Source organism: Phyllobacterium sp. YR531, assembly GCF_000282595.1.
Lineage (GTDB): Bacteria > Pseudomonadota > Alphaproteobacteria > Rhizobiales > Rhizobiaceae > Phyllobacterium.
Window position 1 is genome coordinate 190,330 of record NZ_AKIZ01000022.1, and the last position, 23,639, is coordinate 213,968.

Here is a 23,639-nt window from a genome sequence, read left to right on the forward strand (position 1 = left end):
GTTCCCTCAACTTCTCGAATGACGGAAAGGCCATACGAGAAAATATTTGCGTATGTTGTCGTAGATTTTTGCGAGGCCCAATGGTTCGAAAACCAAAAAGCCAATGATCAAGGCGCCGTAGATCATCAGTGGCAGATGGGCCAGCAGATTGGATGAAACGGTCAAAAAGCCAGAGGCAGCGAGGCCGGAGACAAGATTGGTAAGTATTATGGGGATGAGAAGTACGAAGCCTGCTCCGAGAAACCCGCCAATAATGGACCCCAAGCCGCCGACCAGAACCATTGCTACCAGTTGGATGGATACGTTGAATCCAAATTGTTCTGGAGTAACAGCGCGATAGTAACAGAATGCCAGCAAGGCACCTGTTACACCTCCTACGAATGAAGAGGTAAAGAACGCCAGAAGTTTGTAACGAAACGGGTCAATGCCAATAACGGCCGCTGCAAAATCTTTGTCGCGGATAGCAACGAGGGCACGACCGAAACTTGTGCGCTTGACGTTCATAAAAAAGATTGCAAGCAGCACAGCCCATGCCAGCGCCAGGTAGTAGCGGACCTCGAGACTTTCGAGTGAGATGAGAAGAAAGCTGGAAGGTGGTGTGCGCAGTGTGGCTTGAGCGCCCCCGGAAATCGCGGGCACATTATTGATTACCCAATCCACCAAGTACTGCATGGCAAGGGTAGCCATGACGAGGTAAAGCCCTTTTACGCGAAGCGCTGCTGCTCCAAAAAGTGCACCAATTGCAGCGGACGCGATGCCAGCGCCGAGAAGAGCAAATTCGAAGGGGACACCGAACCGAGCCAGATGAATGGATGTGTAGGCCCCAATGGCCATGACGGCGGCAAATCCGAAATGCAATTGCCCGGCTAGTCCCATCAGCAAGGTGAGAGAGAGGGTCGCTGCGCTCCATATCAACCATGGAAGCGCGTAGCTGCCGAGATAAAGATCAGAAAGCAGAAAGGGAGCAGCGAGTGCGAAGATGACAACCACTGTAATCTGCCACCGATCCGCTGGAACAGGCCAAAGGGCTCGAGCCTTGTCGTAACGCGTGTGGTAAACCCCAGCTATACGATAGAACATTTCAGATCCTCTCGATATCTTCGCGCCCAAGTATTCCATAGGGTCGGATCATGATTGTCAGGAGTATTATGAGGGATGTCACCACATCACGTGTTCCGCCACCCACGATGGCATCAAGGTAACCCGGTATGACGCTGCCGAGAATCCCGACGAGAAGACCGCCGATAAGCACGCCCCAAATGGAATCGATACCTCCAAGAATTGCCACCGCTACCGCGGGAAAGAGAAGTGTCGATAGGGTCCAATCTACGCCTTGCACCGAGCCCCAAAGAACACCAGCGGCAACGGCCGACATGCCGGCAATCCCCCATGAGATACCAACTGCTCGTTCTACGGAAATACCGACTGCCCAACTCGATACGTGATCGTCGGAAACTGCGCGAAGCTTGATGCCAAGGCGGGTCTGGAAGAAAAGAAGAGCGGCACCAATAAGGGCAAGCGCTACGACGCCTCCAACCAGATATGCGCGATTGATGAAGATATCCCCAATGATGATCGGGCTAAGGCCAATACCAAGATCAATTGACTTGGGAGCGGCACCAAGCAATCCGGGGCCTATGCCACGCAACAGGATTTCAAGTCCCAGTGTCAGCATGACGATCATGATGATCGGTTGTCCGACCATTCGGCGGAGCAGAAGCCGCTCGGTCAAAAGACCGAAACCGAACATAAGAACGGTCCCGAGTATTATGGCGACAACAATGTGCAGCCCGAGTGCGGCCAAAAGCCAAACTACATAAGCGGCTGTCATCACAACGGCGCCCTGTGCAAGATTTGGAACACCTGCTGATTTATAGATGAGCACGAAACCGATTGCCACGAGACTGTACATGAGCCCGGTAAGCGCGCCATTGATGATAAGTTCGATAAAGTAGGACATCAGCTTAATCACTCCGCTTTACGAGACTTCGGATAGTCAGTGCGCGGGCAATTACCCCGGTTTGACCAGTCTCATAAGTGATTGGTGCTTCGAAATTTATGTTGCCTTTACCTGCATAAATGGCATCGATAATCGCAGCATAGCGCTGATCAATGACATCTCGCCGTAATTTGCGCGTCCGGGTCATCTCGCCATCATCCGGGTCGAACTGCTTATGCAGATTGACAAACCGCTCGATTGCCTGACCTGCAGGTAAGATCGTATTGAGATCAGTTATGAGACTGTGGGTCAGATCATAAACTGCAGGGCTTTGCGAAAGCTCCGCGTAAGATGTGTAGGACGTGCCGTTTTCTTGCGCCCATTGACCGACTGCATCGATATCGATGCAGAGAATGGCCGACAAATATTCCTTGTCAGCGCCAATGACGCAAACATCCTTGATAAACCTGCTGAACTTCAGGCGGTTTTCAATATAGGTGGGAATGTAACGGACATTTGCAGCGGTGTGAACGATTTCTGAAACACGTCCGAGAACGACGATCTGCCCATCTTTTTCGATCTGTCCAGCATCACCGGTATGAAGCCAGCCGTCTTTAAGCGTTTTTTCCGTCGCTTCTACATCATTATAGTATCCATCGAAGATATTGTCTCCGCGCAAAACGATTTCACCATTGTCACTGAGCTTCACTTCAACACCGGGAAAAGGGCGTCCGACGCCGGTAAGACTTACGTCCTCTGATGATTGGGCTATCGCAAGCGCACAATTTTCGGTTTGCCCGTAGAACTGCCTCAGATTGAGCCCTAGTGCCCGGAAAAACAGGAAGACATCCTCTCCAATTGCTTCCCCTGCCGTGTAGGCGCGTTCAACGCGGCTTAAACCCAGTTGGTCCTTTACAGGACCGTAGATCAGAAACTCACCGCACTTCAAAATAAAACGCTGATAAAGCGAGGGCTTCTTTCCCTTCAATCGACCACGCTCGACTTTGACGGCGAAATCAATGCACCTTTCATACAGCCAACGCTTGAACGGAGTGGATTCCGCAATGCCAACCTGAATGCGAGTGAGCATTCCCGACCATGCTCTTGGTGATGAGAAGTAAAGAGTAGGCGCAATTTCCCGAAGATCATGGAGGGCTGTCTCTTGGGCCTCAGGAATATTTATTGTGAAAGATAGTTCCAGTGCGGCAGCAATGGAAAACGTGAAATCGCCGACCCATGCTATCGGCAGATAGGCCATGTGGATTTCGCCCTTGTGGAAATAACCCGCGGCGGCAGCATTTCGAACGCCCGACAAAACGTGCCCATGTTTTAGCGGAATTCCTTTCGGTGTGCCTGTTGTTCCGGAGGAGTGAAGCAGGATGGCCACATCATGCACATTCGGGCGGGAGATGAGGGCCTTATGCAGATCAGGTTCAGCTTTCAGTTTCTCTCGCCCTCGAGCCAATACGGCGGAGAATGACACGGTGCCCGGGATAGCTGTACCGTCCAATCCTCGTGGGTCGTCGTAGATGATCAGTTCCAAACCGGGATATGTCTCACGAAGTCCCAGCAGTTTGTCTACCTGCTCCTGGTCCTCCACTATGGCAACCCGTACGCGCTCACGGCGCAATTGATCAAACAACTCCTGTGGTGGTGTGTCAGGATAGGCAGGTGAGGGGATCGCGCGCAGGCAAATAGTGCCGAGCATCGAGAAATATAGATTTGGCCTGTTGTCTCCCAGGATCAGAACAATGTCGCCGGGTTTTACGCCATGTTCATCAAGTCCTGCTGCGAAACCCACCACATGCTCTAAATATTGAGCCCAATTGTATTCCTGCCAAATTCCCTGATCTCTCTCTCGCATCGCAATGGCTGTCGCCTGTTCGCGCGCATTGCTTGCTAACACTGTTATTAGATGGTCATTGTCCTGCCAATTCGCGTGAACGAAAGTGTCTGAGCCATTTTTGAAAGGGTCATGCTGCATTGCGCGCTTTCCCCAAATAGGCTTCCACAACCTGCGGATCAGCAATCGCTTCCAATGCCGGGCCTTCAGCAATTCTGGAGCCGTTGTTCAGAACAAGAATCCGGTCGCAGATTGCTGTGACAACATCCATGTGATGCTCGATAATCAGCACTGAAAGATCAAGTGCTTTTTGCGCATCCAGAATGAAACGTACCATGTACTCCTTTTCCTCCTGGTTCATCCCGGCCATGGGTTCATCAAGGACAAGTAGTTGCGGTTCAGCGGATAATGCCCGGGCAAGTTCGACGCGCTTTTGAAGACCCAGGGGAATTGTATCGACGTGTTCATCCCGGACACTTTCAAGCTGCAGGAGGTCAATGACTTCCTCGACTTTATGACGGTGCTTGTTTTCTTCTTTTTTAGCCCACCACCAATAAAACAGCGAAGCCAAAGGATTTGGATTCATGTAAATGTGACGGCCAAGCAGAATGTTATCGAGGACGCTCATGCCCCGGAACAAAGCGACATTCTGAAATGTCCGGGCTATGCCTCGCTCTGCGATCCGATGTGGCTTAAGCCCATTTATCTTTTCGCCTTTGAAATGAATGCTGCCTTCCTGTGGCGGATAGAAGCCAGTCACGGCATTGACAAGGGTGGTCTTTCCCGAGCCGTTAGGACCAACTAATCCAAAAATCTCGCCGGAATTGATGGAAACCGAGACATTCTTGAGGGCATGTACGCCTTGAAACCAGCGGCTTACATTATCGCACACAAGGACTGGCTGTGATGAGCTTGTCGCCAGCGTCATCATGCACCGTATCCACGAAAACAGGGCAGGAGAACGGTTGCTTTTAGCAACGATGAAATTGATTGGCCTTCTTGCTGGCCACGAACGAACGAATGTTCACATCTCAAACGCTTGCCTCCTCCCAAAAGCTAGCGAAGCACCCTTCGGTGCGGGACTGATAATTCCGTCAGTATTATTAAGCTAGCAGGCATTGTGCTTTCTGGTAATATGAAAAGAGTTGAAGAGTTTGTTCGAAAGATCCGAATGCATCCCAACCTCGTCGACCATCTGACGGCTTTTGTGCTGGTCGCAGAAACCGGCAGTTTTTCTGCTGCCGCCCGGCTCCTAAATCGTGCGGTTTCTTCAGTAAGTTATTCCCTTACTCAGCTGGAAGCGCATTGTGGATTTGCTTTGCTGGAGCGTGGAACCAAAGTTTCAGAACTCACTGAACAGGGACGGGCTTTATTCGCAGAAGCCAAATCGGTGGTAGAGCGGGCACAGCGATTCACCACACATGCTGCATCACTCGAAAAGGGACAAGAAACCCGCATCCGCATTGCAGTCGATGTGCTTTTCCCATCTGGCCCTTTGTACCGGGCGCTTCAAGACTTTGCAGCCATCAATCAACGGGTGCGGCTGCAGATATTTACGAGCTCACTGAACAGCCTTTGGGATGATTTGCGAACCGGAGTGATTGATTTCAGTTTCGCTCTCCTGCCTGCTATTCCGTTAGACATGGAGGGTCGTTCCTTTCATCAGGTCAGTCTTCGACCGGTAGCAGCGTCAAGTCATGCTCTCTCAAAAAATACGCAACCGCTTGTGATGGCGGACTTTCAACGCGAACGGCAAATTTATTATATCGGCTCCTATGGATTGGATATGGAGCGCAGCGGGCGTGTGTTCAGCTCGGATGTTTGGACGTCGAACGATCTGCAACATATTAGAGATATGGTTGGTCATGGTCTTGGCTGGTGCTTCGCGACAGATGATTTTTTTCAGGAGGAAGTGGATGCGGGTCGTGTTTGCAGGCTCCACAGCGATGACGTCCAGTTGAATCCTACCCGCACGATTGGTGCAGTTTGGCCGATTGATCGGCAGCCAGGTCCTTTGGGTAAGACACTTATTGATATGATCGCTGCTGAACTGACCCAGCCTTAGATTTTCTCAGTTTCTAGTTTCACGATAAGGATGTGGTCAGCAGCGAGGACAACTTCATCATGTTGGTTGAGAACCTCGCACCGCTCGACGACACGGCCGGAATCCGGACGCTTCGGATCATCCTCTTTGGAGCTGATGGTTACTCGTGTGCGGATGGTATCTCCGATATGGACTGGCCTGACAAAACGAAGCCGGTCGTAACCGTAGGAAAAGGCCACTGGATTAATCAGCGATGCGGTCAAACCTACGCCAATCGAAAAAACCATGGTGCCATGTGCAATACGCTGACCACCGGGGAGTGACTTGGCAAATTCCGCATCCATATGATGTGGGAAGAAATCACCTGTATGCCCTGCGTGAACGACAAAATCCGTCTCGGTAATCGTACGTCCGGTTGTGACGCGAACATCACCTATCTGATAGTCATCAAAGTACAGCGTTTGCTCAGCCATTAGGACCTCGGGGAAATTTGAGAAATGGGTGTGGCTGGATTGGCAGATGAAACGTAGGCGGCTTCGACCAAAGCCATCGTGTGCCAAGCATCTTCAACGGAACTTTCAAGCTTGCTGTCTTCGCCACTGGCGAAGCGCTGTAAATTAGCCATCCTGTTCATGAAGGCGTCGGGAAACCATGACCCTTGTAATGGTACATTAATCCAGCTGTCCCCACCCTTTGGAAAAATTTCTAGAATATCAGATTCACCGCGTGGATAATCAAGGTTTACGCCGAGTTTGAGATAGGCGGCGCCTTCCGTACCCGAGATACGGAACTCGCAAGCCTGATATTTACGGCCAAATCTGTGGTCATGATTGACCGATATCGCGCATCTTGTCGTTTCACCGTAATCAAGAATGGCGCTTGTCCGGGTCTGGGCAACGTCGTGTGAAGGATGCCCAAGTGTTTTGGCATGAACACCGAGTGGATTGCCGAGAATATCGCGGATAAAATCGAGATAGTGAATGGAGTGCATGGCGATTTCGATACGCGGTAAACCTTTGAGGAAAGGCCAAAGATTCCAAGGTGTATCCAATGCGAGCCAGGCGTCAAAATCGACCACATCACCAAGATAACCTCTGCCAATCGCATCTTTCAGCGCTAGCATCATTGGCGCAAAGCGCAGTTGGAAATTGATGGCGGCATTGAGTTTTTTGTGTCGGCTCAGTTGGAGAATATCAGTCGCCTGCTTCAGATCGGTACCCATCGGCTTCTGGATCAGAACGAAAGAGCTGTCAGCAAGTGCGTTTAAGACGAAGGCGTGCTGGGATGGAGGAGTGGCCAAGTCAAAAATTGCTTCTGGCACGGCTGCAGCTTCTTCAATCGTTGCAAATGTCTTTACCTCCCACGCATCAGCCAATTTTTGAGCCTTCGCCAGGTCCGGGTCATACAATCCGGCGACTGGAAATCTGCCGTTTCGATATGCCGGAAAATGCGCATCATTGACGATACTTCCAGCGCCGAAAATAACGATCGGACGCGGTTCCGCAGGTCTTGGCCAGAATTGACGAAGCGCTGTGGGCTCAAAATCAATCATGATGGAATACCTCATCCATCATCGCCCACCATTCGCCTTCCTTGCGGGTTGCTAGCGGTTGTTGGCAAGGCATGCAAACGGCCCACCATTTCTTGTTATCGATATTGGCTGCCATCTTCGCCATATCGTCATCGAAATCATTGCCGTGATATTCCCAAGACCCAAAGAGAAGATTCTCTGGCTCACGCAGATAGATCGAATAGTTGCGAATATTGCAGCTTGATATAAGTGCCAAAATTTCGGGCCAAACGGCCGCATGTAGCCGCTTGTATTCGTCTATTTTTTCAGCCTTTAGTCCGATTACCATGCCCATTCGCTGCATAACTATGTTCCCCTAATCACGCAGCGTTTTGCCAGTTTCAGCGTGGAACAGATGCGCGCGAGACAGATCAAAACTAAGAGTCACGATTTCGCCCGTTTCAAGCTTTCTCGGGTTGAGCATGCGCGAAACCCATTCCCGGTCATTAAACTTGATGAAGACCAATGTTTCATTGCCGAGCGGTTCGGTTATCGCAACCGGTAGCTCAGCTTGATGCAGATTTTCTACTGTTCCTGCATGAAGGCCGTGCCCGGTAGGGTAAATATCGTCAGGACGAATGCCGAAAGTAACCTTTTGCCCTACCTGCAGCTTGGTCCGAAACTGCGATGGAATGGGTAGACTCTGGCCACTCTTGAACACCAGTTTTCCATCATCAACAGTCGCGTCATCAAGGTTCATTGGTGGAGAGCCAATGAATCCTGCGACGAACTTCGTATCTGGTCGCTGGAAAACCTCTTCCGGAGTGCCGACCTGTTCGATATAGCCATCTCGCATGATGACGATACGATCGGAAAGCGTCATTGCTTCGACCTGATCATGCGTGACATAGATCATGGTAGATTGCACTTTGGCGTGTAGTTTTTTTATTTCGGTACGCACTTGCGTGCGTAGCTTGGCATCAAGATTTGAAAGCGGTTCATCAAACAGGAAGACATCCGGGTTGCGCACAATTGCACGGCCCATGGCAACACGTTGACGCTGGCCACCCGAGAGTTGAGAGGGGCGACGCTCAAGATAAGGCGTGAGGTCCAGTATAGAGGCGGCTTCCGCCACACGCATCTTTATCTCGTCTTGATTTTTACCCGCGATCTTTAATGAAAACCCCATGTTTTCACCGACAGTCATGTGCGGATAGAGTGCATATGACTGGAAGACCATGGATATATTGCGTGCTCTGGGTGGGAGGTCGTTCACCGGCTTTCCGGCAATCTCGATGACACCGTCACTGATATCCTCAAGTCCGGCAATCATTCTAAGTGTTGTCGATTTTCCGCAACCGGAAGGGCCAACCAAAGCGATGAATTCGCGATCCTTTACCTCAAGATCGATGCCATGGACTACTTCATGTGTACCGTAGCGTTTGACGAGTTTTTTGAGCGTAACAGGTGCCATAATTACCCTTTCACCGCGCCAAAGGTCAGGCCGCCGACGAGATGTTTTTGAATGATGAATGTGAGTGTAAGTGCCGGAACAATCATAACGACGGCAAGCGCACACATGCCACGCCAATCAATGGTGAACTCGGCTGTATAGTCGAGCAATCCAACCGGCAGAGTCTTGGAATTCACCGAACGGGTGATCTGCGAGGCAAGTGCATACTCATTCCAGGATGTAAGAAAAGCAAAGATGCCTGCTGAAGCAATGCCAGGCCCAGCAAGTGGAAATTCAACCTGCCAGAATGCCTGCCAGCGCGTGCATCCATCAATCTGTGCGGCTTCTGCTAAATCTCGAGGCACCTGTCGGAAGAAGCCGTCAATCAGCCAGATCGTGAAGGGTACATTCAGTGCAACATAGGTGAGGATCATTGCAAAATGGGTGTCTATGATACCGGTTCGCGCAAACAGCATGAACAATGGAAGCGAAAGCGCAATGCCGGGCACTGCACGGGTCAACATGAAGCCGAGAAAGATTGCGGACTTGGCTTTGAAACGATAGCGGGCAAACGCGTAGCCCCCGGACATGCCGATAGCGACGGCAATGATTGTCGATGTGATTGAGATAATCAGCGAATTGCGAAAATAGTTCCAGACTGGAATTCCGCCTTCGCCTACGCCGGAAAACATGGCACGATAGGCGTCCAGTGAAACATCCTGTGGAATCCAGATTGCGGGTTTCGCCATGATTTCGACTGTTGGTCGCAGCGAACTGAGAACGATCCATAAGCCAGGCAGGCAGATGATCAGCATGGCTATGAACAAGCCCAGAATATGGGCCACGCTCAATAGACGTTTTTTGAGGCGATGAAGTGTATTGGTATCCATTTTACCACTCCGCTCCGATTTGCTGGCGCGCAGCGGCTAGTTTGCGAAAGAAATAGACGGTGAACAGGATCGACAGCAGGATAGCGATGTAGCCCATCGCGTTCGCCATACCCATACGTGCGTCGCTGTAAGCAGTTCGACCAATCAACGTCCACAACAGCTCCGTCCGCTTGGCCGGACCGCCGTCAGTCATGATTTTTACAATGTCATATGCGCGTGCAACATCCAGCGAACGAATGGTCATGGCGATGAAGGCGAAGGGCATAATGTACGGCCATATGACATAGCGAAATGTCTGCCAGGGAGTACAGCCATCAACGTTTGCAGCCTCGATAGGATCTTTCGGCATCGCCATCAAACCAGCCAGAATAAGGATCGCAAACACGGCAGTTGACGACCAGACCTCAGCAATAATTATCGATAACAACGCAAGGTTTCCGTCGATCAGCCAAGGTATTGCACGATCAGTTAATCCCAGTGACTGCAAGGCATTATTGACAAACCCGATATTGTCGTTGAACAGGAACTTGAATTGAAACCCAACCAGAACTGGTGAGAACATCATCGGAAACATCATCATCGTGCGTAGAATACGCTGGCCTCGAGTGGCCTTGTTAACCAGCATTGCCAAGCCCAGTCCGAGAAACATTTCGGCATTGAGTGCAATTGTAAGCAGGAGCACCGTTCGCCCGAAGGCTACCCAGAATTCCCAGTTGGTAAGCACAGCGATGTAGTTGCGCAGACCGATGAATACCCAAAGCGATTCCGGTTTCGTCAGACGAAATGGTGTGAAGCTCGAGTAAAAAGAAAACAAAAGCGGCACACCAACTACTGCCGCCAGCACGATGATGGCCGGAAGCAGAAGCAAAACCGGTGCTGACAGCTTGAGAAACTTCATGTGAAACCTGATCGCAAAGGGAGTAACGGCGATGCAGCAGAATTTTGCCGCATCGCCAGGAGTTTAAAGCTTGCCGGCGTCTTCCAGGATGCCAGTTGCCTTGGCCGCCGCTGCGTCCAGCGCTTCTTTGGATGTCTTGTCTCCTAGAATGGCTGCCTGCAGTTCGGGATATACGGAGTTGGAAATTTCGATCCATTCGGCAAGCGGGGGGACGGGGAAAGCATTCTTCGCGGCGTCTTGGAATGCGCTCAAGACTTCGGTCTTGTACGCGTCACCTTTTGCAGCGTTGATGTTATATTCCCAAACGGCCGAACGGCTTGGTAATGGTCCTGCCGCCGATTCCAGTTTCTGACTGTCTTCATTGGTCAGCCACCACACAAGCGATGCCGCAGCTTCCTTATTCGCGCAGGATTCAGTTACCGAGAATCCATGGAAACCTGACCAGCCGGTGCGCTTGCCTGATGAACCAGATGGCTGGACTTTTACACCGACATTCCCCGCAACCTTCGATGATTTGGGATCGTTGAAGAAAGTTGCCCAGCCCGGCCAATCGAGATTGAGTGCGACTGATCCAGACGCGAAGCCTTGGCCCAGATCGTCCCAAAGATAATTGGTCGTCCCGGCAGGAACAGCTTTATCTTTGTAGAGTTTCACGAACCAGTCGAGCGCACGAATGCCCGCTTCAGAGTTGAATGCCGGTTTGCCATCTGCATCGATATATTCACCACCCTCTGCGATCAGCATCTCGTAGAAGCGGCCATTGATAGCCTCTTCCTTGCCTGCAAATTGTGTGCCGTAAAAATTGGGTGGATCGGCAAAGAATTCTGCCTGGTCGGTCACTTGGGCCCATGTATCAGGGGGCGTAAGATCATAGCCATATTTTGCTTTGAATGCGGTCTTTCTGGTTTCGTCCTGATACAAGCTTTTCTGATAATAGAGAGCTGAAACGTCGAACTGAGCACGCGGCAACATCACCAGCTTGCCATCCAGTGTCGATGCCTTGATCAATGATGGAACAAAAGCTGCGAGTTCCTCGGCAGGAACCAGAGGCGTCAAATCCGTATAGATATCGGGGTACTGTGGAGCGAACGACGAATGGTTTGATCCGACGCACCAGGAGATGCTTCCTGTGGCTATGTCAGATTTGATTTCCTTATCAAGCTCGAAGTGGTTTTTCTTGGATAGTACGTTGACCTTTGCACCGGTCAGTTTCTCCCATTCACCGATACGCTCATAAAGCTTTTCATACTGCTGTCCGCCGATGAGTTTGGCATCAATAGTCACGCCATCAAACTTGCCGGGTAATTCTACAGCCATGGTTGCAGCAGGTAGTATCAAAGCGATTATTCCGGCTGAGACGCCGGTGACCAGTTTCATCAAAGGAACCTCCCAGTTCGACAGGCGGTTTAGCGCCCGATTCATCTTATCTCATATATAAGATATCAATTCATATACAAACATTGACGGGGAGGGGTGTCAACATACAAAAGGGAATATCTGAATCAGCAATTCATCATTGCGGACATTGAGGGAGAAGCGGATGGAAGACGATGATGAGCGGTATCGCGCACCTGCATTGGATAAAGGGCTTGATATTCTTGAGTTGTTGGCAGGAATTGATGGTGGCTTGACCCAGACTGAGATTGCGAAATCTTTGGGACGTACACCTAACGAGTTTTACCGGATGCTGGATCGGTTGGTCCGACGTGGGTATGTGACGCGTCTGGACGGGGATCGCTATTCACTCACGCTAAAGCTTTTTGGATTGGCGCAGCTACACGCACCGGTGCGCAGGCTTGCTTCTTATGCTACGCCTCTAATGCGCGAACTTGCGCAAAAGTCAAAGCAAGCAAACCAACTCTCGGTATTTGATCGCGGTTCAGTGGTCGTTATCGCGCAACAGGAGGCGCCGGACTATTGGGGAATATCCATACGTATCGGTTCTCATATAAGCCTTTATAATACTGGTTCGGGTCACATTCTTCTCGCGTTCTCTTCGCCGGAAGAGCGCAAATTCATGATTGCAGAGAATAGTCGATCAGTTGAGGAAGCAGAGCCATCAGCGGACCTGCTCGCTAGGCTCGATTTAATTCGGGCTCGGGGTTACGAAATCATGACCAGTATGCAGACGGCAGGGGTGCACAATCTGTCAGCTCCTGTGCGTGGCGCGGACGGGCGCGTTATTGCCGCCCTGACATGCCCCTACATTACATTGCTGACCCCTAATGCGCCCGATATCAGTCAGACGATAACGCTACTCATGGAGACGGCCAATCAGCTATCAGCGCTTGCGGGGTTCGAAAAAGCAGAGGAATAGCGCCATCAACCGACGAAGCTCTCTCGGTAAAGCCGGTTGAGATCTGCGATGAGAGGCTCGGACTTTTCCTTCGCCTTTAAAGCATCGTTGATGCGATAAGAAGCGGCTTTCTGGAACCCCATATAACCATCATGGCGGGGGCGAAGCCATGCTCCCTGCAGCGTTGCGCGGGTAGCGCGATAGAAGTCAGTTGTCGCTGCGTTCACGTGAGTGTCTTCCCATGCTGTGGCATGCCCGGGCTGACCGCCGGAAGTAGCATAGAGGCTGCTTTGCAGTTCACCTCCGGCAATCCAATAGGCAAAATCAGTGGCTTCGGCGGGATGTTTTGAGAATGCTGATACGGCAATCCCCGTTCCACCGAGGGCAGATCCCTTGACGTTCACTCCATTGGTGGAGGGAATGTCGCCAAAGGCAACAATATTCTCCCGAAAGCCTTTAACCGCATAGTTTGCGTAGCCGTAAATAAATGGCGAACAACACTCAGCGGAAGTTTTCGCAAGTCGCTCCAAGACCGCGATTGGATCCATTTCAAAGCAAGGCGGATCGACAAGATCTACAATTTCTCTCATGAGGTCAAAGGCAGCGTTGCCAGCATTGGGGTCTATCAAAACAGGGCTGTCATCATTGGCGCAAGGCTGGCCAAGATTACCTGTCAGCGTAAAGAATGTCATCAAACTATGCGGTGGAAGCAGGGGCAGTAGCACCTGTCCTTTGCGCGCAAGCTCAATGACTTCCCTCCATTTTTTAGGTGGATTGGCAAGGAGATCGGGCCGCCATGCCTGAACTTGCGCCGCTGCGTCAATCGGAAAAGCCCACTGACGCTTTTGCCAGTTGTAGCTGATAAAGGACTGGCCAACGCTACCCTTTGAAATGGCATCGAACTCAATGCTTTTATCTGAGCGATCCAATGGCAGCAGGCAGTTTTCTTTTGTAATTTGTCCAACGTGAGGATGATCGATAACAATCAAGTCATAGGCCTTGGCGAGTGCTTCAACCGGGAAGCTTTCGAAATCCTGCAAGGAACGCTTGTCCCATTCGATGCTGACGCCAGTCTGCTCCTGCCAGATTTTTGAACACGCAACCATCGGGTCATAGCCGCGCGGGTGGTGCCATGTCATTCCTTTCAAAAACAAGCCAGTCACAGTGCAAACTCCTTGCGGATTGCGGCGCTGTGCTCGCCGATTCTGGGCGCGGCACGGGTTGTAGTTGGACGGCTGCCGTCCACCCTGATCGGAGAGCGCGTTGTTGTGATTGAAACATCATCTTCACGCGTAACAGTCTGCAACATATCAAGAACTTTGAAGCCATCACTGTTCAGCAACTCTTCCCAGTTAAGGACCGATGAGCACCAAATATCAGCCGGCTCGAGTATGGATAACCAATGCTCGGTGGTTTCTTCGACGATGTGTCTGGCAATAATCTTCTTGATATCGTCACGTGCTGTAAACCATGACGATTTATCATCGGCGTAAGCTGCAAGGTCTGGAATTTCCAACAGGGATGCAAGTTGAGGAATAGGCGTCATTGCGATGGCGATAAAGCCATCCTTTGTCGGGTAGACGCCATAAGGAGCAGAAAGATAGGCATGGGCACTGCGAAAACTTGATCGCTTAGGCAAGCGCCGGCCATCATTTAAATGGGTCGTCAGAACCTCGAACTGGAAATCAACCAAAGCCTCCAACAAGCTGGTTTCTACATGGCTACCCTTGCCGTTAATACCGCGACGCACCAGTGCTGCAAGGATACCTTGAACCAGCGCGGCACCCGCGAGCATATCTGCGACGGCCAAGCCGAATGGTACCGGCCCGTTATTTTCGTCGCCGTTCAACCACATCAGGCCGGATCGAGCTTGGGCAAGCAAATCCTGGCCAGGGCGTGCCACCCATGGTCCTGCTTCGCCGTATCCACTTATCCCGGCATATACGATCTGCGGATTGATTTTGGCGACATCCTCGTAGGCTAGGCCAAGACGCTGGATAACCCCTGGTCTGAAATTTTGAATGACAACGTCTGCCTTGCGGATCAAAGCCTTGAGCGATGCCATATCTGCAGGGTTTTTCATATCAATTGAGAGGCTTTCCTTGCCACGATTGATCGCATGGAAAATCGTGGAATCGCCGCCAATTTCAGTGTCACTCAGATATAACCGGCGTGAAAGATCACCGCCATCCGGCCGTTCAATCTTAATAACTCTAGCACCCAAATCCATGAGCCGCAGAGCAGCGTAAGGACCTGACAGAAACTGACTCATGTCGAGAACAAGTAAACCGTCGAGCGGCTGAGTGTCTTTGGTCATACTGTTTCCTGAAACAATTCGGGGACATGAGGTTTCTTATGTAAAAGAATATTTCATATATGAGAATTTGGCGCAAGCTTGCCATTCACTTGACGAAAGCAATTTTTCGCTTGCACATCAGCAGCGCGAGTTACTCAGCTGAACGGTGAATGAAGAATGCCTCGAATACTATGTGTTGGTGCTCTTACCCTTGATACGATTTTTCAACTCGAGCAGCTACCGCCCGGTCCTGGAAAGTATATTCCCACTCTCGCGGTTGAGATCGCCGCTGGTATGGCATCAAGCGCTGCTGCAAGCATTGCCCGACTGGGAGGGGAAGTATCGTTATGGGCTTCAGCCGGACGGGATGCGGTGGGAGATCGGATCATTGCCGAGCTGAGCGACGAAGGTGTGGACTGCAGCCATGTTCGCAGGATGCAGCGCGCTCGCTCGGCTTTCTCCTCGATCTTTGTTGATAGAGCTGGAGAGCGGATGATCGTGCCGTTTTACGATCCTGCTTTACTCACCGTCCCAGATGCGATGCCCCACATTGAGAATGGTGTGTTTGATGTCATCATGACCGATGTACGTTGGCCGGGCGCTGCCGCAATGGCACTTGCCGCTGCCAAATCAGCCGAAATTCCTGCCATCCTCGATGCAGATACCGCGCCGCTGGAAACGTTGGAGCTGCTTCTGCCGCTTGCAACTCATATTGTGGCGTCAGAACCAGCGGCGGAAAAAGTCACTGGCGAGCATAATCCAGAAAATGCGGTAGTGGCACTTGCAGCCTGCTATGGTCGCGATGAATCTTTTGTTGCAGTTACTGCCGGCGATAAGGGTTCATTCTGGTACGATAATGCAACCGGCACGGTTTGCCATATGCCTGCATTTAACGTGCGGGCTGTTGACACGTTGGCAGCAGGTGACGTTTTTCACGGGGCCTTCGCTTGGGGAGTGGCGCAAGGTTGGCAGGTCGATGCCATTATGCGCTTTGCAAGTGCTGCAGCGGCTATCAAATGTATGCATTTTGGTGGTCGGCGTGGTGCGCCCTCCGCGGCAGAAGTTCAGGCTTTTCTTTCCGCTCGTATCTGACGCTTTAAAAGTATGACGAAATTTCTGTGACTACCCATTGACTAACAACTAACATGTCAGTATGTATTTACTCCTGCTTGAAGGAGAATGAGTTTGCCTAAACTGGATCACTTTGGTCTTTCAGCCGCATTGGCCACGCCATTCAATGTCGATATGGGAATCGATACCGTAACCGCTGTTGATCACGCGAAGAGTTGTCTTCGAAACGGATGCAGCAGCGTCACATTGTTTGGTACTACCGGCGAGGGTTCTTCCATAAGCAATGCTGAAAGATCGTTATTGTTGAAGGCATTTCTCGATGCTGGCATAGCGCCCGAGCGCATCGTTGTCGGTGTTATGGCCAACTCGTACATCGATGCGGCGCTGCAATCTCGTGAGGCACTTGATGCGGGTTGCCGCAATATCTTGCTGGCTCCGCCATCCTATTTCAAGAATCTCAGTGATGATGGCCTCTTTGATTGGTTCTCATCGGTTTTTGCTGAGATGGGCAGTTCGGTACGGGACGTTATCCTTTATAATATCCCATCCGTTACGGCTGTGGAGATTTCGGTCAATCTTGTCTCTCGTTTGCGAGAAGCTTTTCCGGAAGTGATTGCAGGTGTCAAAGATTCCTCAGGCAACTGGCCATTCACTGAATCTCTTCTGGCTGAACACAATGATCTGGCGATTTTGATTGGCGATGAGAGAGGTCTGGCCGCTGGCGTTCGTCTAGGGGGGCAGGGTGCTATCTCCGGCCTTGCCAATGTTTATGCCCACCGGCTTCTGCCAATGGCCATTGAGGGGCGGGACGACGCCGATGTGGTTGAAGCTGTAAATCAAATTACGGCATTTCCGGTTATTCCGGCCGTCAAGGCGCTGATTGCGCACAATAGCGGCGTTGAGGGCTGGCGTAGAGCCCGTGCGCCGCTTCGTAGTTTGTCCGACTCAGATTATGGACGTTTGATCATGACATTGGATCGGCTGTTCAAATCTGCTGCAGCCTGACAACGAAAGGTAACCGTGATGGATGATGGCGACGAGCCCGTAAGATTGCGTGAGAAAGCTTATGTAAGCTTTACAGAGCATCTGCTGGCGCGCGACATCAGTCCCGGGCAGTTCGTGTCGCAAAGGCAGCTTGTTGCGATGACCGGCATGCCCTTGGGCGCTATCCGGGAACTGGTTCCTCGCCTCGAAGCGGAAGGACTGGTCAAGACTATCCCTCAACGGGGTATTCAGATTGCCCATATTGATCTGAATCTCATACGCGAGGCGTTTCAGTTTCGTCTTTTCATGGAAAAAGAAGCCGTTGCCATTTTTGCGGTAACAGCCTCGGATGAGCTGCTGGCGCGTTTGAGGAAAGAACACGAGGATACACTTGAGGAAGCTTTGCAAGGACAAGAGACACCGGAACTCGAATTGAAGGCGCAGGCAATAGATTGGAACCTGCATGAGACAATAATTGACTCTTTGGGAAATGGCATTATCGGGCGCGCTTACAGGATCAACGCGATAAAGATGCGCCTGATCAATCAGGAGCGCTTTCGTATTACGGGGCGCGTCATACCGGTGATGCGTGAGCATCTTGCAGTGCTTGCAGCTATCGAGACACGCGAGCCGCAAACCGCAATGGACGCAATTGCGGTGCATATCAATAATGCAAGGAATCTGGCTCTGAAAATCTAAAACCGGCTTTGCAATGGGAGTTGCAAATTCCGGAAACATAAAAAAGGGAGGAAATCATGAGCATGAATTTTAACAAACCGACACGCCGCCAGTTTCTTGCAGGTTCAGCTGCACTGGGCGCTGCAAGTTTCACCGGCTTGAAGCCCGCTTTTGCCAATGTTGATTGGAAAAAGTACGCAGGCACAACGCTTGAAGTTAATCTTATCAAGAGTCCGCGCGGCGATATTCTGCAAAAATATCAGAAAGAATTTGAAGAATTGACCGGGATAAAAGTCAATTCCGAGCAAACTCCAGAACAGCAGCAGCGTCAAAAAGCGGTTATCGAACTGACTTCTGGAAAACCCAGTTTCGACGTGATTCACATCAGCTATCATGTGCAGAAACGGCAGTTTGAGAAGGGTGGTTGGCTTGCTGATCTTACACCTTTTCTGAAGGATACAAGTCTCACCGATCCATCGCTAACGGAAAGCGACTTTGCTGAAGCCGGCCTTGCATTTGCCAAGGACAAGAATGGTCGTTTCGGCGGACTTCCTTTCTCCGTAGACTATTGGATCATCTATTGGAACAAAGAGCTTTTTGCTGCCAAAGGGGTTGAGTATCCGACAACATTTGAAGAGTTGGCTGCGGCAGCTGAAAAACTTACCGATCGCGATAATGGCGTATACGGTTTTGTTGCGCGCGGAATGAAGAATGCCAATACTCCTGTCTGGGCTAGCCTCATGCTTGGCTATGGCAAAAGCACCGTCGAAGACGGAAAGCTGGAAACAGCTACACAGGAATCCATCGATGCGGCAACGCTCTATCAGCGCCTGATGACAAAATCTGCGCCTCCCGGTGTAACCGGATTCAACTGGGCCGAATGCCAGTCGAGCTTCCTTCAGGGTAAAGTTGCCATGTGGCTTGACGGAATTGGTTTTGCGCCACCACTTGAGGATCCAAAAAAATCTCGAGTGGTTGGCAAAGTTGGATACGGCGTTATGCCAAAAGGTCCTGCTGCACAGGCTGCACCGACATTTGGAGATGGCATAGGCGTGACGGAAGGTTCAGCCAACAAGGAAGCCGCCTATCTTTATTGCCAGTGGGCAATATCGAAGGAAATGGGAGCGCGCCTGTTGCAATCCGGGTCGGGCGTGCCTTTCCGCAATTCTATCCTCAATGATCCGGAGGTTCTTAAAGGCGTTACCATGCCTCAGGAATGGGCAAAGGTATTGTCTGAATCGGCCAAGGTCAGCCAACTCTGCCTGCCTGTTATTGTTCCTGTGACGGAGTTCCGCGACGTCATGGGCGTTGGTCTCACCAATATTATTGGTGGCGCTGACCCCGCAGCAGAAATGAAACGAGCCACGGAAGAGTTCGAACCTGTACTCGCCCGAAGTGAAGGTTGAGCTGAATGAGTGTTGCTGCCCCGATAAACAACACAACCAAGCCGAAGATAAGGCGCGGGGCTGGAAAAACCCGGTTGACGCCGAGTTACTGGCCTTTTGTTATACCGGCTTTGGTCATAGTCGGGGCAGTCATCATATTTCCCTGGGCTTTTACTCTATGGATGAGCGTCAATGAATGGCATTTAGGCGGTGAGCAAAGTTTTGTCGGTATGGCAAACTTTGCTCGCCTTGCCGGAGATGCGCGGTTTTGGCAGTCGATGGGCCATACTGTGCTCTACACGGTCTTATCAGTTGTGGCGCCGCTCTTCCTGGGGACGATCGCCGCACTGGTTTTCGATAGCAAGCTTCCGCTACGTGGTCTGCTGCGCGGCATATTTGTTATGCCCATGATGGCGACGCCGGTGGCTGTCGCACTGGTTTGGACGATGATGTACCACCCTCAACTTGGGGTGTTGAACTACCTTCTATCCCTTGTAGGAATTGGGCCTCAGGAATGGATATTCAACCAGAATACGGTGATACCGTCACTTGTGCTGGTTGAAACCTGGCAGTGGACACCGTTGGTTATGCTTATTGTTCTTGGCGGGCTTGCAGCTATGCCGCGCGATCCGTTTGAAAGCGCCGAGATCGACGGTGCCAATGGCTGGCAGAAATTCCGCTACATTACTCTGCCAATGATCCTCCCATTCATGATGGTCGCCGTAATCATTCGGTCCATAGATGCTTTGAAAAGTTTCGATATTATTTTTGCCATGACACAAGGCGGGCCGGGCACCGCATCCGAGACGATCAACATTTATCTCTATAATGTTGCCTTCGCCTATTACGACATTGGCTATGGTTCAGCCATAGCCGTCGTTTTCTTCATTGTGATCATTACCATGTCTCTTGTGCTGCTCTATCTGCGCCAGCGGACAAAGTGGAATAGTTGAGGAAAAGATGGCACGCCGCAGTCCGTTGAAAATTCTTGGTACGATCTTCATCGTCTTCGTGATCGTATCTCCGGCAATCTTCTTCTTCCTGTGGATGCTTTCCTTGTCGCTGAAATATGAAATCGACAACGGAGCCTACCCGCCAATATTCATTCCAGAACAATTCGCGTGGTCCAACTACTCTGACATCTTCGCTACAAATGATTTCCTGCATTACTTCTGGAACAGCCTGCTTGTAACTGGCACGGCTACGTTGTTGGCTTTGCTTGTCGGCGTGCCTGCAGGTTATGGCATTGCGCGGTTGAGAGCCAACAAATCGGCAGTTGTCATTATGATCGCTCGTATGACGCCGGGGCTCTCTTACCTCATTCCTCTTTTCTTGCTGTTCCAAGGATTGGGCTTGCTTGGAACACTATGGCCGCAGATCATCATCCATCTGGTTGTGACAGTGCCAATCGTGATCTGGATCATGATCGGTTATTTCGAAACAACCCCTATGGAACTTGAAGAGGCTGCCATGATCGATGGCGCCACATCATGGCAGGTATTCCGGATGGTTGCCTTGCCCATTGCCAAGCCCGGAGTGGTGGTGTCCCTGATTTTGGCAGTCATTTTTTCCTGGAACAATTTTGTTTTCGGGATCGTGCTCGCCAGTCGTGAGACAAGGACGCTGCCGGTGGCCGTTTATAACATGCTGTCATTCGAACAAGTTAGCTGGGGGCCGCTTGCAGCAGCTGCATTCGTGGTGACATTGCCGGTTTTGTTGCTGACGGTTTTTGCCCAACGTCAAATTATTGCTGGTCTGACAGCAGGTGCCGTCAAGGGCGGCTAACATATAAATGGAGTTTCAAATGGCCACGGTTTCCATCAGGGACGTAAAGAAAACCTATGGCAATGTCGACGTCATGCATGGCGTCTCTGTCGATATCGACGATGGAGAGTTTGTAATTCTTGTCGGACCTTCAGGCTGCGGAAAATCAACTTTGCTGCGCATGATTGCTGGCCTTGAAGAAATAACCAGTGGCGAAATTTCCATTGGATCGCGCGTGGTCAATGACCTGCCTGCAAAGGAGCGTGATATCGCCATGGTCTTTCAGAACTATGCGCTTTATCCCCATATGACAGTTGCGGACAATATGGGTTTCGCACTCATGCTCAAAAATGCTCCCAGGGAAGAGAAAGTCAATCGGGTAGGCCGCGCTGCCGAAATTCTCGGACTGGAGAAATTGTTGGACCGTTTTCCTCGGCAGCTTTCCGGTGGCCAGCGCCAACGCGTTGCCATGGGCCGTGCAATTGTTCGCGATCCGCAAGTATTTCTATTTGACGAACCCCTGTCCAATCTCGACGCCAAACTGCGGGTGCAGATGCGCAGTGAAATAAAGGGGTTGCACCAACGGTTGGGCACTACAATTGTCTATGTCACGCATGATCAGATCGAAGCCATGACAATGGCAGACAAGATTGTGGTCATGAAGGATGGTCTTGTTGAGCAGGTGGGAACGCCTCTTGATCTGTACGATTATCCCGCAAATACTTTTGTGGCAGGCTTCATAGGCTCGCCCGCCATGAACTTCCTCGAAGGTAAGATCAAGGCAGGTGTTTTCATGACATCAGATGGCGTCAGTTTACCTTTGCCGCATGATGCATCGTCTGGTCTTGAAGCTTCAGCAATCTACGGCATCCGGCCCGAGCATATGAAGATAGCTGACCAGGGTATCAAGATTGACGTTGAGGTGGTTGAGCCGACTGGCTCAGAGATTATGGTTGTAGGAAAGATTGGTGGTCAGGAGATCTCATGTCTTTTCCGAGAAAGGCTGTCGATCAGGCCCGGTGACAAAATCCAAGTGTCTATCGATCCTGCAGTCAGCCATTTGTTCGATTCCAACGGCGGTGCACGCATTGGCAATAACCGTAAAACTGATCAGGCCGCCGTTGTGGCGGCCTGACGGAGCGACGTAGTGGATGATTAGACTGCGCCTGGAACAACAAGAACAAGCCAAGCAATTACTGGCCCGAAAATGGCGATGAGGGCACTATAGATCAGCAGTTTTCGCAGAACGTTCTCCCGCTCAGTCTCCGGGGCGTTGGCGACAACAAGAGCACCATTGGTTGAAAATGGACTTGTATCAACAATCGTTGTCGAGATCGCGATGGCTGCCACCACCCCGATAGCACTGATGTGACCTTGCATAAGGAACGGCACTGCAAGAGGAATGATTGCTCCAAGCAATGCGGTCGAAGATGCAAAGGCCGATACAATTGCGCCCGTAAAGCAAAGCAGCAAAGCTGCAAGCAGTGGCATGCCCAAGCCCGATATGCCTGAAGCCACATAATCGACGGTTCCGGCTTTTTGAAGCACTCCGACGTAAGTGATGATACCGGCAATCAACAGCACGGTTGACCAGCTGACCTTGTCAATAGCTGCCTTCTGCGTTTTTGGCGATAACAACGCCAAGGCAACAGCTACAGTTATCGCGACCAGGCCGACATTGAACTTGAAGACAAGAGCGCCGATAGCCAAGGCCGTCAGACCAACAAGTGTCATAAGCCTTTCGCTTGTGAGGCCTTCACTTGATGGAATGTGCGCGCCTGACGGAGAAACATCGCTGCGATGATACGCTGGTGAAGCTGGAGTACCGCCATGACCGACAATCGCACGCGACACGCCAGCCGTGTGCGTATCCGGATCCGGCCCTGTGGCAGTTGCATGTTCGCGCAGACTTTTCCATCCGCCGAAAACAAAGAACACAACGACAGCAATCGCAAGATTGAAGAATAGGCTGGAGAGAAACAGCGAGGTTGGGCCGTAGGGCAGCCCGGCCTTTTCGACAATTTGGTTGGTGATGCCACCATAAACGCTGATAGGTGAAAAACCACCGCCCTGTGCTCCGTGAATGACCATGAGTCCCATCATGACTGGACTGATGCGGTATTGGGTGGCAAAACGCAGAGCAACTGGCGCGAGAATGGCAACTGCTGCTGGGCCAAGTGCGCCAAATCCGGTGATGATTGCTGCAACCAGAAACATGACCCATGGAATAAGTGCCATATGCCCGCGGACCAATCGCACAGCCTGCTCAACCAACCAATCTATGGTTCCGTTGTTCTGGGCTATCGCAAACAGATAAGTAATACCGACGAGTGTAAGAAACAGATCGCTCGGAAAGCCCGAAAAAATATCATTGGGCGTCATTCCCATAATAAGTGACCCGACAATGAATGCGGCGGCAAAGGCCAAAGCACCCATATTGATTGGCAATATTGTTGCGATAACAAACATGCCAATCAGGACAAGTATGGATAGTATTTCAATATTCATGACAATATCCTCCCTTTACGGCGCGCCAGCGGCGAGCCATATTTCCTTATTGTTCCGGCGTGAGCTCCCCCCAACGCCAC

General features: G+C 51.1%; 23 protein-coding genes. 9 read left to right on the forward strand and 14 right to left on the reverse strand.

The genetic code is table 11. The features are described 5' to 3' along the window. Window positions 1–6: 6 nt before the first annotated feature. Genes PMI41_RS14535 through PMI41_RS14550 form a run of 4 tightly spaced genes read right to left on the reverse strand, consistent with a single transcriptional unit; the run spans window position 7 to window position 4,713 of the window. Entirely contained in the window at window positions 7–1,080 is a 1,074-nt protein-coding gene (locus PMI41_RS14535) for a branched-chain amino acid ABC transporter permease (protein ID WP_008126053.1), read from the reverse strand. A gap of 1 nt (window position 1,081) precedes the next feature. Further along, entirely contained in the window at window positions 1,082–1,960 is an 879-nt protein-coding gene (locus tag PMI41_RS14540) for a branched-chain amino acid ABC transporter permease (RefSeq protein ID WP_008126056.1), read from the reverse strand. 4 nt (window positions 1,961–1,964) lie between these two features. Continuing rightward, window positions 1,965–3,923 (reverse strand): AMP-binding protein, encoded by a 1,959-nt coding sequence (locus PMI41_RS14545; protein ID WP_008126058.1) that lies wholly within the window; start codon window positions 3,921–3,923, stop codon window positions 1,965–1,967. Beyond that, window positions 3,913–4,713, reverse strand: coding sequence for an ABC transporter ATP-binding protein (locus tag PMI41_RS14550; protein ID WP_008126060.1), 801 nt, complete (start codon window positions 4,711–4,713; stop codon window positions 3,913–3,915). The genes PMI41_RS14545 and PMI41_RS14550 overlap by 11 nt, the downstream gene beginning before the upstream one ends. Before the next feature lie 240 nt (window positions 4,714–4,953). Here PMI41_RS14550 and PMI41_RS14555 point away from each other — a divergent pair, with 240 nt between their 5' ends. Continuing rightward, window positions 4,954–5,847: a LysR family transcriptional regulator gene (locus tag PMI41_RS14555; RefSeq protein ID WP_052025904.1), complete on the forward strand. Its 894-nt coding sequence runs from the start codon at window positions 4,954–4,956 to the stop codon at window positions 5,845–5,847. Here the strand turns inward: PMI41_RS14555 and PMI41_RS14560 are convergent. From PMI41_RS14560 to PMI41_RS14590, 7 genes are all read right to left on the reverse strand, one after another. Further along, on the reverse strand, window positions 5,844–6,299 hold the full coding sequence (locus PMI41_RS14560; protein ID WP_008126063.1) for a MaoC/PaaZ C-terminal domain-containing protein: 456 nt from the start codon (window positions 6,297–6,299) through the stop codon (window positions 5,844–5,846). The two genes, PMI41_RS14555 and PMI41_RS14560, sit on opposite strands and share 4 nt — an antisense overlap. Next, on the reverse strand, window positions 6,299–7,378 hold the full coding sequence (locus PMI41_RS14565) for a Gfo/Idh/MocA family oxidoreductase (protein WP_008126065.1): 1,080 nt from the start codon (window positions 7,376–7,378) through the stop codon (window positions 6,299–6,301). Before PMI41_RS14565 ends, PMI41_RS14560 begins: the two co-directional genes overlap by 1 nt. After that, entirely contained in the window at window positions 7,371–7,700 is a 330-nt protein-coding gene (locus tag PMI41_RS14570; protein WP_008126067.1) for an L-rhamnose mutarotase, read from the reverse strand. The genes PMI41_RS14565 and PMI41_RS14570 overlap by 8 nt, the downstream gene beginning before the upstream one ends. Window positions 7,701–7,712: 12 nt before the next feature. Beyond that, window positions 7,713–8,810 carry a sn-glycerol-3-phosphate ABC transporter ATP-binding protein UgpC gene (gene ugpC, locus PMI41_RS14575; RefSeq protein WP_008126069.1) on the reverse strand — a complete coding sequence of 366 codons (1,098 nt, stop codon included), beginning with the start codon at window positions 8,808–8,810 and terminating at the stop codon, window positions 7,713–7,715. 2 nt (window positions 8,811–8,812) lie between these two features. Next, window positions 8,813–9,679 (reverse strand): carbohydrate ABC transporter permease, encoded by an 867-nt coding sequence (locus PMI41_RS14580; protein WP_008126071.1) that lies wholly within the window; start codon window positions 9,677–9,679, stop codon window positions 8,813–8,815. A gap of 1 nt (window position 9,680) precedes the next feature. Next, on the reverse strand, window positions 9,681–10,577 hold the full coding sequence (locus PMI41_RS14585; RefSeq protein ID WP_008126072.1) for a sugar ABC transporter permease: 897 nt from the start codon (window positions 10,575–10,577) through the stop codon (window positions 9,681–9,683). Window positions 10,578–10,640: 63 nt separating this feature from the next. Next, the gene (locus PMI41_RS14590) at window positions 10,641–11,894 is read right to left on the reverse strand and encodes a sugar ABC transporter substrate-binding protein (protein WP_244423954.1); all 1,254 of its coding nucleotides are present in this window, start codon (window positions 11,892–11,894) and stop codon (window positions 10,641–10,643) included. Between the two features lie 223 nt (window positions 11,895–12,117). Between PMI41_RS14590 and PMI41_RS14595 the strand changes: the two genes are divergently transcribed. After that, complete coding sequence (locus PMI41_RS14595; RefSeq protein ID WP_008126075.1) at window positions 12,118–12,894, forward strand: IclR family transcriptional regulator; 777 nt, start codon at window positions 12,118–12,120, stop codon at window positions 12,892–12,894. Window positions 12,895–12,899: 5 nt separating this feature from the next. Here PMI41_RS14595 and PMI41_RS14600 read toward each other — a convergent pair whose 3' ends face one another. Both PMI41_RS14600 and PMI41_RS14605 read right to left on the reverse strand, forming a co-directional pair. Continuing rightward, on the reverse strand, window positions 12,900–14,036 hold the full coding sequence (locus tag PMI41_RS14600) for an extracellular solute-binding protein (protein WP_008126077.1): 1,137 nt from the start codon (window positions 14,034–14,036) through the stop codon (window positions 12,900–12,902). Further along, window positions 14,033–15,190 (reverse strand): CaiB/BaiF CoA-transferase family protein, encoded by a 1,158-nt coding sequence (locus tag PMI41_RS14605; protein WP_008126080.1) that lies wholly within the window; start codon window positions 15,188–15,190, stop codon window positions 14,033–14,035. The genes PMI41_RS14600 and PMI41_RS14605 overlap by 4 nt, the downstream gene beginning before the upstream one ends. Window positions 15,191–15,346: 156 nt before the next feature. On the opposite strand from PMI41_RS14605, the gene PMI41_RS14610 reads away from it, so the two are divergent. The 7 genes from PMI41_RS14610 to ugpC (PMI41_RS14640) all read left to right on the forward strand — a co-directional run bounded on the left by PMI41_RS14610 (window position 15,347) and on the right by ugpC (PMI41_RS14640) (window position 22,186). After that, window positions 15,347–16,261: a PfkB family carbohydrate kinase gene (locus PMI41_RS14610; protein WP_008126081.1), complete on the forward strand. Its 915-nt coding sequence runs from the start codon at window positions 15,347–15,349 to the stop codon at window positions 16,259–16,261. Between the two features lie 93 nt (window positions 16,262–16,354). Next, window positions 16,355–17,245, forward strand: coding sequence for a dihydrodipicolinate synthase family protein (locus PMI41_RS14615; RefSeq protein WP_008126082.1), 891 nt, complete (start codon window positions 16,355–16,357; stop codon window positions 17,243–17,245). Between the two features lie 18 nt (window positions 17,246–17,263). Next, window positions 17,264–17,923 carry a GntR family transcriptional regulator gene (locus PMI41_RS14620; RefSeq protein ID WP_008126084.1) on the forward strand — a complete coding sequence of 220 codons (660 nt, stop codon included), beginning with the start codon at window positions 17,264–17,266 and terminating at the stop codon, window positions 17,921–17,923. Between the two features lie 56 nt (window positions 17,924–17,979). Continuing rightward, window positions 17,980–19,308 (forward strand): sugar ABC transporter substrate-binding protein, encoded by a 1,329-nt coding sequence (locus PMI41_RS14625; protein WP_008126086.1) that lies wholly within the window; start codon window positions 17,980–17,982, stop codon window positions 19,306–19,308. Between the two features lie 5 nt (window positions 19,309–19,313). Next, on the forward strand, window positions 19,314–20,240 hold the full coding sequence (locus tag PMI41_RS14630) for a sugar ABC transporter permease (protein WP_008126088.1): 927 nt from the start codon (window positions 19,314–19,316) through the stop codon (window positions 20,238–20,240). 7 nt (window positions 20,241–20,247) lie between these two features. Beyond that, window positions 20,248–21,072, forward strand: coding sequence for a carbohydrate ABC transporter permease (locus PMI41_RS14635; RefSeq protein WP_008126090.1), 825 nt, complete (start codon window positions 20,248–20,250; stop codon window positions 21,070–21,072). A gap of 19 nt (window positions 21,073–21,091) precedes the next feature. Further along, the gene (ugpC, locus tag PMI41_RS14640) at window positions 21,092–22,186 is read left to right on the forward strand and encodes a sn-glycerol-3-phosphate ABC transporter ATP-binding protein UgpC (RefSeq protein WP_008126093.1); all 1,095 of its coding nucleotides are present in this window, start codon (window positions 21,092–21,094) and stop codon (window positions 22,184–22,186) included. Window positions 22,187–22,206: 20 nt separating this feature from the next. Here the strand turns inward: ugpC (PMI41_RS14640) and PMI41_RS14645 are convergent, their stop codons facing one another. Then, window positions 22,207–23,559 (reverse strand): SLC13 family permease, encoded by a 1,353-nt coding sequence (locus PMI41_RS14645; protein WP_008126095.1) that lies wholly within the window; start codon window positions 23,557–23,559, stop codon window positions 22,207–22,209. Window positions 23,560–23,639: the final 80 nt, after the last annotated feature.